The 15,918-nt window shown below is 74.7% G+C and carries 17 protein-coding genes; 11 read left to right on the forward strand and 6 right to left on the reverse strand.

What is annotated here, in order from left to right; all coding sequences use genetic code 11:
• Positions 1-792, forward strand: a complete 792-nt coding sequence (locus tag PHY01_RS00185; protein WP_141276114.1) for an oxamate carbamoyltransferase subunit AllH family protein — start codon at positions 1-3, stop codon at positions 790-792.
• Here PHY01_RS00185 and PHY01_RS00190 read toward each other — a convergent pair.
• Positions 708-1,310 (reverse strand): helix-turn-helix domain-containing protein, encoded by a 603-nt coding sequence (locus PHY01_RS00190; RefSeq protein WP_141276115.1) that lies wholly within the window; start codon positions 1,308-1,310, stop codon positions 708-710. The genes PHY01_RS00185 and PHY01_RS00190 overlap by 85 nt on opposite strands.
• Positions 1,311-1,423: 113 nt before the next feature.
• On the opposite strand from PHY01_RS00190, the gene PHY01_RS00195 reads away from it, so the two are divergent.
• The 6 genes from PHY01_RS00195 to PHY01_RS00220 all read left to right on the forward strand — a co-directional run bounded on the left by PHY01_RS00195 (position 1,424) and on the right by PHY01_RS00220 (position 5,266).
• Positions 1,424-2,776 (forward strand): FAD-dependent oxidoreductase, encoded by a 1,353-nt coding sequence (locus PHY01_RS00195; RefSeq protein WP_141276116.1) that lies wholly within the window; start codon positions 1,424-1,426, stop codon positions 2,774-2,776.
• A 1-nt stretch (position 2,777) separates the two neighbouring features.
• Positions 2,778-3,044: a hypothetical protein gene (locus tag PHY01_RS00200; protein ID WP_141276117.1), complete on the forward strand. Its 267-nt coding sequence runs from the start codon at positions 2,778-2,780 to the stop codon at positions 3,042-3,044.
• Positions 3,045-3,080: 36 nt separating this feature from the next.
• A complete protein-coding gene (locus PHY01_RS00205) occupies positions 3,081-3,566 on the forward strand; it encodes an MSMEG_0572/Sll0783 family nitrogen starvation response protein (protein WP_141276118.1) in 486 nt (161 codons plus the stop codon).
• 73 nt (positions 3,567-3,639) lie between these two features.
• On the forward strand, positions 3,640-4,311 hold the full coding sequence (gene nthB / locus PHY01_RS00210; RefSeq protein ID WP_141276119.1) for a nitrile hydratase subunit beta: 672 nt from the start codon (positions 3,640-3,642) through the stop codon (positions 4,309-4,311).
• Positions 4,308-4,892, forward strand: a complete 585-nt coding sequence (gene nthA / locus PHY01_RS00215) for a nitrile hydratase subunit alpha (protein ID WP_141276120.1) — start codon at positions 4,308-4,310, stop codon at positions 4,890-4,892. Before nthB ends, nthA begins: the two co-directional genes overlap by 4 nt.
• Positions 4,889-5,266, forward strand: a complete 378-nt coding sequence (locus tag PHY01_RS00220; protein WP_141276121.1) for a nitrile hydratase accessory protein — start codon at positions 4,889-4,891, stop codon at positions 5,264-5,266. Before nthA ends, PHY01_RS00220 begins: the two co-directional genes overlap by 4 nt.
• Before the next feature lie 96 nt (positions 5,267-5,362).
• Here PHY01_RS00220 and PHY01_RS00225 read toward each other — a convergent pair whose 3' ends face one another.
• Genes PHY01_RS00225 through PHY01_RS00235 form a run of 3 tightly spaced genes read right to left on the reverse strand, consistent with a single transcriptional unit; the run spans position 5,363 to position 9,002 of the window.
• On the reverse strand, positions 5,363-6,505 hold the full coding sequence (locus PHY01_RS00225) for an MSMEG_0565 family glycosyltransferase (RefSeq protein ID WP_218029948.1): 1,143 nt from the start codon (positions 6,503-6,505) through the stop codon (positions 5,363-5,365).
• A complete protein-coding gene (locus tag PHY01_RS00230; RefSeq protein WP_141276123.1) occupies positions 6,502-8,043 on the reverse strand; it encodes an AllF/FdrA family protein in 1,542 nt (513 codons plus the stop codon). Before PHY01_RS00230 ends, PHY01_RS00225 begins: the two co-directional genes overlap by 4 nt.
• The gene (locus PHY01_RS00235) at positions 8,040-9,002 is read right to left on the reverse strand and encodes a carbamate kinase (RefSeq protein WP_141276124.1); all 963 of its coding nucleotides are present in this window, start codon (positions 9,000-9,002) and stop codon (positions 8,040-8,042) included. The genes PHY01_RS00230 and PHY01_RS00235 overlap by 4 nt, the downstream gene beginning before the upstream one ends.
• An 87-nt stretch (positions 9,003-9,089) precedes the next feature.
• Between PHY01_RS00235 and PHY01_RS00240 the strand changes: the two genes are divergently transcribed.
• From PHY01_RS00240 to PHY01_RS00250, 3 genes are read left to right on the forward strand one after another with little or no spacing between them, the layout of a single operon-like run.
• A complete protein-coding gene (locus PHY01_RS00240) occupies positions 9,090-9,692 on the forward strand; it encodes a hypothetical protein (protein WP_141276125.1) in 603 nt (200 codons plus the stop codon).
• Positions 9,693-9,724: 32 nt separating this feature from the next.
• Complete coding sequence (locus PHY01_RS00245) at positions 9,725-10,870, forward strand: MSMEG_0568 family radical SAM protein (RefSeq protein WP_141276126.1); 1,146 nt, start codon at positions 9,725-9,727, stop codon at positions 10,868-10,870.
• Positions 10,867-11,346 carry an MSMEG_0567/Sll0786 family nitrogen starvation N-acetyltransferase gene (locus tag PHY01_RS00250; RefSeq protein ID WP_141276127.1) on the forward strand — a complete coding sequence of 160 codons (480 nt, stop codon included), beginning with the start codon at positions 10,867-10,869 and terminating at the stop codon, positions 11,344-11,346. Before PHY01_RS00245 ends, PHY01_RS00250 begins: the two co-directional genes overlap by 4 nt.
• On the opposite strand, the gene PHY01_RS00255 is transcribed toward PHY01_RS00250, so the two are convergent.
• A complete protein-coding gene (locus PHY01_RS00255; RefSeq protein WP_141276128.1) occupies positions 11,328-14,489 on the reverse strand; it encodes an ATP-binding protein in 3,162 nt (1,053 codons plus the stop codon). The genes PHY01_RS00250 and PHY01_RS00255 overlap by 19 nt on opposite strands.
• A 65-nt stretch (positions 14,490-14,554) precedes the next feature.
• Here PHY01_RS00255 and PHY01_RS00260 point away from each other — a divergent pair, with 65 nt between their 5' ends.
• Complete coding sequence (locus PHY01_RS00260; protein WP_141276129.1) at positions 14,555-15,304, forward strand: YebC/PmpR family DNA-binding transcriptional regulator; 750 nt, start codon at positions 14,555-14,557, stop codon at positions 15,302-15,304.
• Between the two features lie 170 nt (positions 15,305-15,474).
• On the opposite strand, the gene PHY01_RS00265 is transcribed toward PHY01_RS00260, so the two are convergent.
• Positions 15,475-15,906 carry a nucleotide exchange factor GrpE gene (locus tag PHY01_RS00265; protein ID WP_141276130.1) on the reverse strand — a complete coding sequence of 144 codons (432 nt, stop codon included), beginning with the start codon at positions 15,904-15,906 and terminating at the stop codon, positions 15,475-15,477.
• Between the last annotated feature and the right edge of the window lie 12 nt (positions 15,907-15,918).

A 15,918-nucleotide genomic window follows, 5' to 3' on the forward strand; every position in this document is an offset into this window, starting at 1 on the left:
ATGGGGCCGGCGACCACGCTCGACGTGGGGCTCGGGGCGCGTGAGGTGCTCTCGACGCCGGCGGAGGGACGCGTGGTCGGTACCTACCGCGTCGCGGCCTACCTGCGCTTCCCGGCCGGGCTCGTGGCCCTGACCAGCGGGCTCGCCCCACGCGGCCCGCTGCACCTGCGCGTGGCCGGGCTCCCCGCGCTGCGGCCGGGGGAGCGGGTCACCACCGACGGCACGGCGCTCTACGGCACGACGCTGCACGGCACGAGGTGGTCGCGGTCCCTGGCCGCGCCCACCTGGACCGGCGCCCTCCCCGGCGGCCCGCACACACCTCCCGGGGGTCGCACACGAGGCCGGACCTGTGTGCCGGCCCCCGGACCCGTGTGCGAGCTGGGGGAGTGGGCCGCCCGGCTGGGCGGCCGCGGGCCCGGGCTCACCCCCGAGGGCGACGACGTGCTCGCCGGGATGCTGCTGGCCGTCCGCGCCGCCCGCGGCCCGGCGGCCGAGCCGGGGCTGCGGGCCGTGGCCGCGTCGGTCCGTACGACGGAGCCTGCGGCGGCGTTCCTGGCGTGGGCCGCGCGCGGGCAGTGCATCGAGCCCGCGCACGACTGGCTCACCGCCGCGGACGGCGCCGCCCGCCTCCGCGCCGAGCGGCGGCTGCGGGCGGTCGGGGCCAGCTCGGGCGCCGCGCTGGTGCGCGGCCTGCGGACGGGCGCCGGTCAGGCGTCGGGCACCGACATCCAGACCGCGCGGGTCGGCCCCGGCCCGGAGCCGGACCAGCTGTGGGGACGGTCGGTGGGGTAGTGCAGGGAGTCGCCGTCGCGCAGCGTGTAGCGCTCACCCGCCACCTCGAACTCGAGCGCGCCCTCCAGGACGAGGACCAGCTCCTCCCCGGGCCGCGGCCGGGCGCGACCTCCGGCGCCCGCGGCGATCGTGGCTACGGCGCCGGCCGCACGGAACCGTTCGGGCGGGCCGCTGATCCCGCCCAGCTCCACCCCGTCGGCCTCCGCGCGGACGGCGGGACGGGCCGCGGCCGGCACGTAGGACGCCACCGGGGCGGCGTCCGCGCCCTCCACGAAGTGCCCGATCGGCCGCTCCAGGGCGGCCGCGAGCTTGAGCAGGGTCGTGATGGTGGGGACCATTTCACCGCGCTCCACCTTGTGGATCGCGGCCGCCGAGACGCCCGAACGCTGGGCGAGCTGCTGGAGCGACAGCGCGAGCTGCTGGCGCAGGTCGCGCACCTTCGGGCCGATCGCGCCGACGATCGGCTCCCATGCCGCGGGGTCGCCCGATCGGTCGGTCCCGGGCAGGGCTGCGGTCATGTCGACCCTCCTTGACACGGTGATCACGTTCAGTATAGTAGATTTCTCATTACTTATGGTGGACAAAGACAGCGGTCCACCTCCCGTCACAGCCAACGGAAGCGGGTTCTGCATTGCCTCGCAAGACGGTGATCATCGGCGGCGGCGCGGCCGGGCTCGGGTCCGCGGGCGGGGTCAAGGCGGCCGATCCGGGTGCCGACGTCGTCGTCTATACCGAGAACGAGGACGTCGCCTACAGCCCGTGCGGCATCCCCTACGTCCACGGCGGTGAGATTCCCGACTTCGAGCGGTTGTTCCTGGCGGGCAAGCAGGCCTACGTCGACGCCGGCATCGACGTCCACTACGAGACCGCGGTCACGGCGATCGACACCGCCGCGAAGACGGTGACGGTCACCGGCGAGGGCGCGGTCGCCTACGACCAGCTCATCATCGCCACCGGCTGGAACTACGCCGACCCCGGGGTGCCGGGCGGCGACCTGGGCGGGCTGTACTACGTCAAGAACATCCGCCGGGCCATGGAGTGGGACAAGGTCATCTCCGAGACGAAGAGCGCGGTGGTCGTCGAGGCCGGCCCGCTCGGGCTGGAGATGGTCACCGCGCTCGCGCACCGCGGCGTCGAGACCCACCTGATCGACCCGAACCCCTACGCGCTCGCGATGATGGCCGACGCCGACATCATGAAGCCGGTCGAGGACTCCTGGCGCGAGCTCGGGGTGCACCTGCACTTCAACACCACGCTCGAGGCCTTCCTCGGCGACGCCGACGGCAAGGTCCGCGCCGTGCAGACCTCCGGCGGCGAGATCGCGGCCGACCTGGTCGTCATCTCCACGCACAAGACGCCCGAGAACACCCTGGCGAAGGCGGCCGGCATCAAGCTCGGCTCCACCGGGGCGATCATCGTCGACGAGCGCATGAAGACCTCGGCCCCGGACGTGTGGGCCGCCGGCGACGTCGTGGAGATCCCGCACGGCCTGACCCGGACCCCGCTGCAGGGGCTCACCGGGTCGCACGCCTACGCGCAGGGCAAGACGGCGGGCACCAACGCAGGCGGCGGCGACCGCGCCTACCGGGCGGTGTTCGTCCCGTGGGGTACGCCCGCGGGCAAGTGGGTCATCGGCGGCGCGTCCTTCGGCGAGGCGACGGCGACGGCGCTGGGCATCCCGTACGTCAAGGGCGAGGCGCAGGGCATCTCCCGCGCCCGCTACTACCCCGGGGTGCAGCCGGTGCGGGTCAAGCTGCTGGCCGAGCCGGGCACGCTGCGGCTGATCGGGGCGCAGATGGTCGGTGGGGGTGAGGGGATCAAGGAGCGGGCCGACTTCCTCGCCCAGGCCATCCGCTTCGGGATGACGCTGCACGACCTGTCGACGATGGAGAACGTCTACTCGCCCGCCATCGGGGCGCTGAACGAGCCCATCGTGGTGGCGGCCACCAACGGCGTCGCCGAGTCCCGGAAGCCGAAGGCCTGACATGGCGGGAACGGGCTTCTTCGGCTGGCTGCGCAGCAACTCCGAGCACTACCTCCTCATCGCCGCCCACCGGAAGCTGGCGCGGACCCAGGGCGCCCCGGCCCCGCGCCCGCCCAAGGGCGCCAAGGAGATCTTCTGGCTGAAGGTCTTCGCCCCCACCTACGCGCTGCTGCCCTGGTCGTTGCGCAGCCGGATCATGCGGGCGATGCCCGGGAGCCACCGTCAGCAGTGGGCCGATCCACCCCGACCTCAAGGACCCGCGGTCTGACCGCGTCAGGTATCCACCCGTACGAAGGAGAAGCACGTGGCTCAAATCAAGGGTGAGCGTCCCGCCGAGGGCGACATCATCGTCGACTACGACGAGAAGCTCTTCGACGACATCCAGGCCAACGAGGGTGAGAAGGCCTACATCTTCATGCACACCGTGCCCTACGAGGGCTCGGTCGGCTTCGTCAACATGCTCACCGCCACCCGGATCAACCGCAAGGGCTTCGACACCTCGATGGTGCTCTACGGCCCGGGCGTGCTGATGGCGTCGGGCACCCGCGGGTTCCCCACCGTCGGGGCCGAGGCCTTCCCCGGCCACATGAACTTCAACAACCAGCTCAAGACGTTCATGAAGGAGGGCGGCAAGGTCTACGCCTGCCGCTTCGCCATGGCGGCCCTCTACGGCATGCGTGAGGCCGACCTGATCGAGGGCGTCAAGCCGATGCACCCCCTCGACGTGCTGGACGCGACGCTCACGGCCCGCCGTGAGGGCGCCCTCGTCCTCCAGACCTGGACGCTCTGACCGTTCGGCCCCCGTGGGGCGGGCGGCCCGTGGGACGCCCGCCCCGCCGGTCATCCTGGAGGAGAGGGAGACGATGAGCAGCATCGCCAACATCGGCGGCACCGAGGGCTGGGGCCGCACGACGGCACCGACCCCGGACGAGCCGGTGTTCGCCGAGCCGTGGGAGGGCCGCGCGTTCGCGTTGACCCTGCTGACGATGGGCCGGATCTCCGGCCGCAACCTCGACGCGTTCCGCCACGCGCTGGGCAGCCTGGACCGGGGCGCCTACCTCGACGACGGCTACTACGGCCGCTGGCTCAACGCCGCCGAGCTGATGCTCACCGAGAGCGCGATCCTGGCCCCCGGCGCCGTCGACGCGCGTGCCCGCGCCAACCGGGGCGAGGACGTCGCGCAGCCGCCCGCTCCGGAACAGGACGCCAAGCCCGACTACAAGCCGACCGCCGCCGGTTCGCTGCGCACCGTCGAGGAGCCGCCGCGGTTCGCCGTCGGCGACCGGGTGACGGCGAAGGACGTCGACCCCTCCGGGCACACCCAGCTCGTGGCCTACCTGCGCGGTCGCACCGGCGTCGTCTCGATCGTCCAGCCGGCCGCGCTGCTGCCCGACACCCACGCGCACTTCCTGGGCGAGAACCCCCAGCACGTGTACGCGGTGGAGTTCGACTCCCGGGACCTGTGGGGTCCCGACGCGGAGTCCTTCACCCTCACCGCGGACCTGTTCGACAGCTACCTGGAGCCGGCCTCATGAGTGCCTCGATCAACCCCGACCGCCTCTCCCCGGCGCTGCGCACCGAGGCGCTGGAGCAGCTGCTCACCGAGCGCGGCCTCGTCGACCCCGCGGTGATGGACAAGTTCATCAGCACCTACGAGAACGACGTGGGCCCGCTCAACGGGGCCAAGGTCGTCGCGAAGGCGTGGACCGACCCCGAGTACCGGGCGCGGCTGCTGGCCGAGGGCACCTCCGCGATCAAGGAGCTCGGCTTCGCCGGGCCGCAGGGCGAGCACATCGTCGTGCTGGAGAACACCGACACGGTGCACCACGTCGTCACCTGCACGCTGTGCTCCTGCTACCCGTGGCCGGTGCTCGGGCTGCCGCCGGGCTGGTACAAGGACCCCGCCTACCGGGCCCGGATCGTGCGCGAGCCGCGCGCGGTGCTGGCCGAGATGGGGCTGACGCTGCCCGACGACGTCGAGGTCAAGGTCTGGGACTCCAGCAGCGAGGTGCGGTACCTGGTGCTGCCGCTGCGCCCCGAGGGCACCGAGGACGCCTCGGAGGAGGAGCTGGCCGGCCACGTCACCCGCGACATGATGGTGGGTGTGGCGCGGTGACCTCCCCGGTCCTGGAGATCGACGGGCCCGCGGCGCCGCCGCGCGACAACGGCGAGCTGGTGTTCGCCGAGCCGTGGGAGAGCCGCGCGTTCGGGCTGGCGGTCACGCTGCACGACGCCGGCTCGTTCACCTGGGACGACTTCCGCGACCACCTGGTCGCCCGGATCGCCGACTGGGAGCGCTCGCACCCGGAGGGCGAGTGCTACAGCTACTACCGCTGCTGGCTCGACGCGCTGGAGTCGGTCGTGGCCGAGCGCGGCCTGGTCGGCGCCGACGAGGTGGCCGACCGGGCGGGGGCGCTGGCGCAGCGTCCCGCGGGCCACGACCACGAGCACGCCGAGGGCCACGGACACGGCCACGGGCACGGCCACTGACCAGGACCCGGACCACCGACGCGGGCAACGAGGCCCCGGACGAACGGCACTCCCGCCCAGCCACGTCGGGCGGGGGTGCCGTTCGTCCGGGTCGGCTCAGCGGCGGGCGGTGCGGATGTCGGCGTAGACCTCGCGGTGCCGCTGCGCGCTCGCGGCCCAGGTGTAGCGCTGCGCCACCGCGTGCCCCCCGGTGCGCAGCCGCTCCCGCAACGCCTTGTCGGTGAGGATGCGGCGCAGCGCGGCGGCCAGCGCGTCGCTGTCGCCGACCGCGGGGAGCAGGGCGTCGACGCCGTCGGTGAGGTACTCGCCGAACACCGGCAGGTCGCTGGCGACCACCGGCAGCCCCATGCTCAGCGCCTCCAGCACGACCAGGCCCCAGCCCTCCTTGACCGACGGGAACGCCAGTGCGTCGGCCGTGGCGTACCAGCCGGCGAGCTCGGCCTCGTCGACCGTGCCGACCGGCACGACGTCGACGCCCAGCTCCAGGCCCAGACCGGGCAGCGAGGCCAGCGCGGCGTCGCGGTAGGCGGTGTAGTCCTGGAACGAGTGCCCCCCGACGACCGCGAGCACCGGCCGCTCGCCGCGCAGCGCGCCGAGGGCCTCGAACAGGTGGTGGGTGCCCTTGCGCGGCTCCACACCGCCGACGGCGAGCAGCAGGAACCGGTCCCGCGCGCCCACCCGGTCGCGCAGCGCCGCCCGCTGCGCCGCGGACACCGGCGGGAACCGGGTCGTGTCGACGCCGTTGGGCACGATCTCGGCGCTCACGCCGTACTCGTCGCGCAGGATCCCGCGCCACTGCTCGGACACGACCAGCACCCGGTCGGGCTCGTGGATGGCCTTCGCCTGGCACTCGACCAGGGCCGGGGTGGTGAAGTCGTCGACGTGGTGCACCGTGCGCACGACGGTGACCGGCGATCCCTCGTCGCGGACCGCGACCGCCGCGCGGGCGGAGATGCAGTCCTGCGGGTGCAGGATGTCGAACCCGCCCGCGATCCCGCGCAGCCCCTCGGTGAGGGCCGCGATCGCGGCGAACACGCGCTCGTCCAGCGTGCCGGCGCGCTCGCGCACCGGCACGATCGTGTGCGGCACCTCGACGGGGCGGAAGAAGCCGACGTCGGGGTCGCCGAGGGTCACCACGTGCACCGGGTAGCCCTGCCGGTGCAGCTCCTCGGCCAGGCACAGCGTGTGGACGACGCCGCCGCGCGGCTTGGTCGAGTACGTCAGCAGCGCGACGCTCACACGGCCCGCCCGACGATCGACGGGTCGCGCGCGACGATCGCCGCCGCGGCCAGTGCGGCCCGGGCGGCGGTGGCGGTGACCACGCACCCGGCCTCGGTGAAGGCGCGGCGCTGGGCCTCGAGGCCCTGGGGGTCCTGGTCGGAGCCGAGCACGTACACGACGACCCGCGGCCCGCCGCCGGCGATGATGTCGGCGCAGACGGGGGCCAGCTCGGCGGCCGGGTCGGGGTGCGCGCCGTGGCCGAGCACGACGTCGAGCACGATCACCGCGACCTCGGGGTCGGCGCCGTCGGAGCGCAGCATCGCGATGCGGGCCTCCGGGTCGATCATCGGGTGCGGGCGGCCCCGGGTGTACTCCTCCTCGCCGAGATCGAGACAGGTGTGGGCCCCGGCGGGGGCGGGCAGGCCGAGCGTCTTGTCGACGGGGGTGTTGGAGTGCACGTCGCCGAGCGCGCCGGCCAGGATCACCAGCGCCTCGTAGCAGAGCGTGCCGCCGGAGTAGAGCCCGCGCAGCAGCGTGCGCTCGGCGGGCAGCTCCGCGATCGCGGCGGCGACGGACCCGCGCAGCCCCTCGGCCGGGTCGGGGGCGGTGCGGCCCAGCGCCTCCAGCGCCCGCACGACGCCGGTCTCCAGCGACCCGGCGAGCACGACGCCCTCGGGCACCTCGATCGCGCCCGGTTCGAGCCCGATGAGCGAGGCGACCACCGGCTTCCCGGCCGCGGCGGCCAGCACCGAGCGGGCGACGTCCGCGTCCGGCGGCTTGGAGACGACGAGGATGACCTCGGTGGCGTCGTCGGCGCGCAGCGCGGCCAGCGCCTCGCGCGCCATGATGCCGCCGACGTCCGCGGTCATGTCGCGCCCGCCGAGCCCGATCACGTGCGAGACGCCGACGCCCCAGCGGTCGAGCAGCGTCATGGCCTCCTGCGCACCGGTGCCCGCCGCGGCGACGACGGCGACCGGTCCCGGCGTCACGACGTTGGAGAAGCCCAGGCAGGTGCCGCCCAGCATCGCCGTGCCCGCGCCCGGGCCCATGACCAGCAGACCCAGACCGGCGGCGCGTTCCTTGAGCGCCACCTCGTCGTCGACGGACACGTTGTCGCTGAACAGCAGCACGTGCAGCCCCGCGCTGAGGGCCTGGTGGGCCTCCAGCGCGGCGTAGTCACCGGGCACCGAGACCACGGCCACCGTGCTGGCGGGTGCGACCTGCGTCGCCTCGCGGACGGTGCGGGTGCTGCGCGCGGGCCCGTCGTCGGACGAGGCGGTGCGGGTGAACAGCGCCTCCTCGCCCGCCGCGGTGCCCGCGGCCACCGCGTCGTCGGACTCCCCCCGCACCGCGATGAACAGGTCGCCGGCCCCCGCGCCGGACCACTCGGCGGCGTCGAAGCCCTCCGCGCCCAGGGTGTCGAGGTTGGCCGGGGTGGCCATCGCCGCCGAGGCCCACTCGACGCCGTCGACCTGGCGCATCGTGCGGGTGCCGGAGAGCTGGACGACGGAGTCGAGATAGGTGTCGCGGAACAGCGTGACCTTGCGTGCACTCACAGGACGGCTCCGATCGGGGTCGCGACGATCCGGGTGCCGGTCTCGCCGTCGTCCCCGGGGTCGAGGGAGGCGCGGACGTGCGCCACGTCGGTGATCACCGCGACCTGCCCGCCGCGGCGGACGAAGTCGATCGCGGCCGCCATCTTGGGGCCCATGCTGCCGGGCGGGAACTGGCCCTCGTCGTGGTGGCGCTGGGCCTCCTCCACGCCGACGTCGGTGAGGGCGCGCTGCCGGTCGGTGCCGAAGTCCAGCGCCACGCGGTCGATGTCGGTGATCAGCACCAGTGCGTCGGCGCCCAGCTCGGTCGCGACCAGCCGGGCGGTGAGGTCCTTGTCGATCACCCCGTCGACGCCCTGGTAGCCGTCCGGGTGCTCGACCACGGGCACGCCGCCGCCGCCGCAGGTGATCACGATCATGCCCCGCTCGACCAGCGCGCGGACGGCGTCGATCTCCAGGATCCGCCGGGGGGCGGGGGAGGCCACGATCTGGCGGTAGCCGCGCCCGGAGTCCTCGACGATCGTCCAGCCGCGCTCGGCGGCCAGCCGCCGCGCCTCGTCCTCCTCGAAGAACGGCCCGATCGGCTTGGTGGGGTGCCCGAAGGCGGGGTCCGCGGCGTCGACCACGACGTGGGTGACCATCGCGACCACCGGCGGGGACTCGCTGACGACCTCGTGCAGGGCGACGACGAGCAGCGTGCCCAGCTGTCCCTGCGTCATCGCGCCCTGGACGAACAGCGGGAGCGCGGGCACCTCCTCGGCCGCCTCGTGCTGCTGGATCGCGAGGTTGCCCACCTGCGGGCCGTTGCCGTGCACGACGACGACCACCCAGCCGGCGTCGCGCAGCTCGCAGATGGCCCGGGCCATGCTCCGGGCGTTGGCCGCCTGCTCGGCGTGCGTCCCGGCCTGACCGGCCCGGATGATGGCATTGCCCCCGAGGGCGACGACCGCGGTCCTCGGCATGTTACGCACTCCAGCCGTACAGGATGATGATGGACAATCAACTATAGTAGACGGACTTGGCGGCGAGCCAGCGAGCGGAGGAGCGGCGTGCACCCAACGGCAGGGCCCGACCACGGCGGCGCGGCGGCGGCGCAGGCCCGCTGGCGTGCCGCGGAGGACCGCCTCTACCCGGTGGCGATGAGCGATCCCGACGGCTACCGCAGGGGGCTGGAGGCGGTGCGCGACCTCGTCGCGCACCTGCGCGGCACCGCCCACACCCTCGACGACCTCGTCGCGGTGGAGGCCGATCCCGCCGCCCTGCTGGCCGCGCTGCCCGCGGGCGGCCCCGCGCTGCCCGCCGACCTGCTGGTCGCCGCGGCGTGCGGGGCCCGGGCGCGGGAGGTCCTGGCCGAGGACGAGGCGCGGCGGCGGGCCGCGGTGGTCGCCGACGCCCGGTCGCAGGGCCGCGCCTGGGCGGTGCTGCAGGGTCCCGAACGCATCGAGGAGCTCTACGGCGGCTCGACCGTCGCCACCCACCTGGACACCGGCCGGACCCTGCTCGCCGCCGTCGACCCGTACGCGGGCGGGGAGCCCTACCTGCTGCAGGAGTTCGACCCGGAGGGCCGGCCGGGCCCGGAGCACCGGTTCGCCGACGCGGCCGCATGGGTCGCCGAGCGCGACCGGCGGCGTGAGGAGATCGAGTCCTCTTGACCAATCACCGCACGGAAGGTCTCCTATACGACATGACCGCTCCCTATAGTGAACCCTCGTCCACGGGGCGGCGTCCGGACGTCACCTCCCTGATCATCGACCTGCAGAGCGTCGGCCTGCGGGTCGAGGTGCCCGTCGAGGCGCGCCGCGGGGGAGCGGGCCCGTCGGACTCGGGGATGTTGTGGATCGAGGGCGTCGCCGCCACCGTCCCCACCGACTCCCGGGACTCCCCCTACGTCCTCAAGGCGGAGGACGACGGCCAGGGCATCTACCGTGACGGCGTCAAGCTCGCCTCGGTCGCGAACAGCCACCGGCCCCGCTTCTACGACATGACCACCGCCGACGGCGTGCCGTACTGGAAGATCGCGCTGCTGCACCTGGACTCGCTGGCCAGCACCGTGCTGCAGACCTGCAACTACTGGGGCAACTCCGACCAGTGCCGGTTCTGCGGGATCGGCGTCTCGCTCGACTCCGGGCGCACGATCGCGAAGAAGACGCCCGCGCAGCTGGCCGAGGTGGCCGTCGCCGCCCGCGACCTCGACGGGGCCGTCGACGCCACGCTCACCACCGGCAGCACCCGGGCCCCCGACCGCGGCGCGTACTACGTGGCCGAGTGCGGCCGGGCGGTGAAGGAGGCCTCCGGCCTGCCCGTGGAGGTGCAGTTCGAGCCGCCGCACGACCTGGCCGTGCTCGACCGCGTGCACGGCTCGGGTGTCGACGCCGTCGGGATCCACGTGGAGTCCTTCGACCCGAAGGTGCTCGCCCACGTCGCCCCCGGCAAGTTCCGCACCGGCATCGAGACCTACTTCGCCACCTGGGAGCGGGCCGTCGAGCTGTGGGGCCCGGGCCGGGTGTCGACGTACGTCATCCTCGGCATGGGCGAGGACCCGGACCTGACGATCGCCGCGTGCAAGCGGGCCGTCGAGATCGGGGTGTACCCGTTCGTCGTGCCGCTGCGACCGGTCGCGGGCTCGCTGATGGAGGAGGTGGCGCCGCCGACGGCGGAGTACACCGAGCGGGTCTACCGCAAGGTCGCGGGCTACCTGGAGGAGCGCGGGATCGGGGCCGACACCGCGGTCGCCGGCTGCGCCCGCTGCCAGGCGTGCTCGGGCATCAACGGGCTGCAGAACGAGCTCAGCGGCGGCAAGCCGCTGCTGCAGATCGGCTTCCGGGGATGACCAGCGTCGTCGGTGCGCAGGTGTCCTGCCGGCTCGCCGGTGACGCCGGCGACCGCGCCGCGCACCACCGCGTCCGGCACACCGTGTTCGTGGACGAGCAGCGGATCTTCGACACCTCCGACCGCGACGCCCACGACGACGACCCGGCGACGCGGCACGTGCTCGGGCTCGTCGACGGCGAACCGGCCGGCACCGTGCGGCTCTACCCGGTCGGCGACGGCATGTGGAAGGGCGACCGGCTCGCCGTGCTCGCCGCGCACCGCACGTCCGGGCTCGGTGCGCCGCTGGTGCGCTTCGCCGTCGCCACCGCCGGGGCGGCGGGCGGGCGGCGGATGACCGCCTACGTCCAGGCGGCCAACGAGCGGTTCTTCCTGCGGCTGGGCTGGACCCGGATCGCCGACGTCGACTACGTCGGGCACCCGCACGTCCGGATGGAGATCCCGCTGACGCCCCCGGGTCAGGGCAGCCGGGAGTAGGACTCCCGCATCCCGGCGGGCAGGGCCCGCGCGATGCGGGCGCGGGCCGCGCGCCGGTCGACCGGGGTGCCGAGCCGGCCCACCAGCAGGTCCGACCCGATCCGCCCGGCGACGCGCGCCGCGGCCTCCTCGCGGCCCAGGTGCGCGAGCGCGAGCGCCTGGTACTTGGGGGAGTCGTGGGTGCGGGCCTCCTCGAACAGCGCCTCGGCCCAGGTGCGGTCGAACCGGGCCCGCATCTCCAGCAGCCGCATCGCCGCCCGCGGGCGGAAGGGCAGCGAGCGCTCCAGCATCGGCGCGGCCGCCTCCACGCGGGCCCCGGCGTCGTCGGTGCGCCCGGCGAGCAGGTCGCAGTCGGCCAGCGCCAGCAGCGCGTGCAGCTCCTGCTCCAGCTCCAGGGCGCCGCCGCCGCGGTGGGCCAGGTCGACGGCCAGCTCGGCGTGCCCCCTGGCGCGACCGACGTCACCCAGCTCCTGCCACAGCCACGACGTGGTGGTCTCGATCCCGGCGCGGTAGAAGCTCACGCCGTAGCCGTCGATCAGGGCGCGGGCGCGGTCCAGTGAGCGCAGCGCGCCCGCGAAGTCGCCGACGTCGCCGCGGGCCAGCCCGATGAAGAACAGCGTCTGCAGCAGCGGGCGGAACTGCCCGGTGCGCCGGCACAGCACCGCGGCCCGTTCCAGCACGGCACGGGCCTCGGTGAAGCGGTCCTGGTGCTGCAGCAGCGCGCCCCGGTAGGCCAGCGCGACCGCCGTGGTGGCGGTGCCGGACTCCTCGGGCGCCGCGCGCAGCACCTGCTCGTAGGCCGCGCCGGCCGCGGCGTAGTCGCCGTCCCAGTGCCGCACCCGGCCCAGCAGCAGGGTGGCGCTGGGCAGCGCGCCCTTGGCGGCCGCGGCCGACTCGGCGAGCTGGGTGGCGCGCTCGGCGAGGTCGACCGCACCGAGCACGTCGCGGGCGTAGAGCGCGGTCCAGCCGAGCTGCTCCAGCACCCGGGCTTCGAGCTCCTCGTCGTCGAGCTCGCGGGCCAGCACGAGCGCGTGCTCGTGGTCGTCGCGCGCCTCGTCGTGTCGGCCCAGCTCGGTGCGGACCTCCCCGCGGCGCAGGTGCACCACGGCCCGCAGCGCGCGGTCGCCGCTGCGCCCGGCCGCGTCGAGGGCGTCGGTGAGCAGGCGCTGCGCCTCGTCGTTGGCGAACGCCAGGTGTGCGGCGTGCGCGGCGAGCTGCCAGGCCCGCGCGGCCTCCGCCCAGTCGTGCGCCGCGGCGAGGTGCCGGGCCGCGGCCTCGGGCCGGCCACCGGCCAGCCGGGCGGCGCGCCGGTGCCTGCTGACCCGGATCGGCTCGGGCACGGAGTCGTAGGCGACGGTGCGGACGATGTCGTTGGGGAACCGGAACCGCTCGCCGTCGGTGGCGAGCAGTCCCGCGCGCAGGGCCCGGGCGGCGCGGGCGGCGCAGTCCTCCACGTCGAGCCCGCTCACCGCGGCCACGTCGTCGAGGGTGAACGACCCGCCCAGCACCGAGCCGAGCGCGAGCAGCGTCGTGACGTCCTCGCCCGCGTGCTCCAGCCGCTGCGCCACGGCCTCGTGCAGGGAGCCGGGGATGGCGAGCGTGCCGGGGCCCGCGCCGGGGTGGCGCAGCAGCTCGGTCACGAACAGCGGTGAGCCGCCCGTCCAGGCGTAGAGCTTCGCGACGTCGTAGGCCAGCCCGGACTCGCGCACCAGCTCGGCGACGGCGGGTTCGGCGAGCGGGCCGAGCTCGTGCAGCGCGGCGACGTCGCGCAGGGCGGCGGCGACGGACGGGTCCTCCCCGGTGCGCTCGGTGACGACGACGAGGACCGGCCCGGGCCCGCGCCCGGTCGGCCCCGGGTGGGTGGCGAGGAAGTGCAGCGCCTCGACGGTGGACGCGCCCGCGTGCTGCAGGTCCTCGATCACCAGCAGCACCGGCCCCCGCGCGGCGAGCCCGCCGAGCAGCATCGCGAGCGCCTCCAGGCTGCGCCGGTGCTCCAGCTCGGACCCGACCCGCTCGTAGGGCTCGGGCCCGGTGCTCGCCGCGATCTCCGGGACCAGCTCGATCAGGGTGCCCAGCCACTCACCGGCCATGGCGCGCAGCTCGTCGCCGTCGAGCCCGGCGACGCCACCGCGGACGGCCTCCAGCAGCGGCTGCAGGTAGAGCGAGCGCTCCGCCTCCCGGCACCAGCCGGTGAGCACCAGCGCGCCGTCGCGGCGGGCGTGCGCAGCGAGGGCCTCCACCAGCGCGCTCTTGCCGATGCCCGCCTCGCCGGTGACCAGCACGGGCCCGGCGCCGCCCGCCCGGGCGTCGGCCCAGCGGTCCAGCAGCGCGCCGAGCTCGGCGTCGCGCCCGACGAGCGGGGCGGGCTCGTCGGCCGCGGCGACCGGGCGCGGCGGGGCGTTGCCGGCCCGCAGCACGGACAGGAACAGCGCCTGGGTGGCCGGGGAGGGGTCGGCGCCGAGCTGTTCGGCGAGCACCGCGCGCAGCGTCCGGTAGACCAGCAGCGCCCGCCCGGACTCCCCGGCCCGCCGGTGCGCCGTCATCGCCGCCCGGGCCGCCTCCTCGTCGAGCGGGTCGGCGCGCAGGGCCGCGTCGGCGGCCTCGACCGCGGCGCGGTGCTCGCCCAGTTCCAGTGCGGCGGTCCACCAGCAGCGGCGGGCGCGGCGCAGCAGGTGCTCGGCGAGCAGCCGCACCTCCGCCGTCCACGGCGCGTCGCGCTCCTCGGTGAGCGGGCGCCCCGCGGTGAGCAGCGCGGTGGCCCGACCGGCCGCGTCGGCCGCCCGGGCCCAGCGCCTGCCGGCGAGCTCGTGCTCGGCGTCGACGACGAGATCGCGCGCCTCGAACAGGTCGACGCCGGTGCGCTCGTCGACGACGAGCCGGTAGCCCGCGGGTCCGCCCTCGAGGCGGTCACGCCCCAGTGCGCGGCGCAATCGGCTGACCAGCACCGCGATGTTGCGCTCGGCGTGCCCCGGCGGGCGCGACCACAGGACGTCGATCAACACGTCGACGGGCACGAACCGCCCGTCGTGCGTGGCCAGGACCTTGAGCAGCCGCTGGGCCTGGCCGGCGGGAAGGGGCTCGTCGAGGTCGCCCTGGACGTCGAAGGTCCCGAGCAGGCGCAGCCTCAGACGAGCGGGTGACACCCCGCGGATCCTATCCCCGTCCACCGGCGGGGATAGGATCGTCGGGATCCGGAAGGGGTTCGTGGATGAGTGGGCACTCCAAGTGGGCGACGACGAAGCACAAGAAGGCCGTCATCGACGCCCGGCGCGGCAAGATGTTCGCCAAGCTGATCAAGAACATCGAGGTGGCCGCGCGCACCGGCGGCGGTGACCTCGACGGCAACCCCACGCTCTACGACGCCGTCCAGAAGGCGAAGAAGAGCTCGGTGCCCAACGACAACATCGACCGCGCCCTCAAGCGTGGTTCGGGCCAGGACGCGGGCGGGGCCGACTACCAGTCGATCACCTACGAGGGCTACGGCCCCAACGGCGTGGCGCTGCTGATCGAGTGCCTGTCCGACAACCGCAACCGCGCCGCCACCGAGGTCCGCGTGGCGATGACGCGCAACGGCGGCGCGATGGCCGACCCGGGCTCGGTGGCCTACCTGTTCACCCGCAAGGGCGTGGTGATCGTGCCCAAGGGCGACCTGTCCGAGGACGACCTGCTCCTGGCCGTGCTCGACGCGGGCGCCGAGGAGGTCAACGACCTCGGCGAGAGCTTCGAGGTGGTCTCCGAGCCCACCGACCTGATCGCCGTGCGCACCGCGCTGGTCGACGCCGGGATCGACTACGACTCCGCCGACCCGACCTTCGTCCCGTCGATGACCATCGAGCTCGACGCCGAGGGGGCCCGCAAGGTGTTCCGGCTCATCGAGGCGCTGGAGGACAGCGACGAGGTGCAGAACGTCTACGCGAACTTCGACGTGAGCGACGACGTGATGGCCGAGGTGGGCTGAGCCCACCTCGGCGAGTTCGGCGAAACGGGCACGGGCGGCGGGCGGGGTGCGAGAGCCTGCCGCTCATGGGTGTCACGGGGTGGCCGTGGGTGTTCCGTGGTTCGGACGCCGTCGCGGCGGGGCTCGTCACCTGCACCTGAGCAGCGATGGTGTTCCGCTCGACCCGGTGGTCAGCGGATGCGGTGGACCGCCACCCGGGCCGGGCGGACGGAGCGGCCCGCGGCGTCGAGGCCGGGCTCCAGCAGGGCGGCCACCGTGCGGTCGGCCGCCGGGTCGTCGGTGGGCATCACCTCCACCGCCTCCATCTGCGTTCCGCGGAACGCGGTTCCGGGCTCCGGGGCCACCAGCGCGCCCCCGCGCCCGACGACCAGCCGCTCCAGTCCGGCGGCCACGGCGGTGAAGGCGGCGCGCTCGCGGCGGGAGCGGGCGGTGGCGGCGCAGGCGCGGGCGTCGCAGTACAGGGCGTGCAGGTCGACGAGCAGCGCGACGTCCGGCCCGGAGGCGGCCGGGGTGTCGGCGAGGGCGGCGATCGCGGCGGACTGGCGGGCCAGCAGCCGGGTCACGTCATCGATCTTGTCTGCGAGGTCCTGCACCGTGGGCACCGGCCGACGGTA

The sequence above is a fragment of the Pseudonocardia hydrocarbonoxydans genome, from assembly GCF_006539565.1.
Taxonomy (GTDB): Bacteria; Actinomycetota; Actinomycetes; order Mycobacteriales; family Pseudonocardiaceae; genus Pseudonocardia; species Pseudonocardia hydrocarbonoxydans.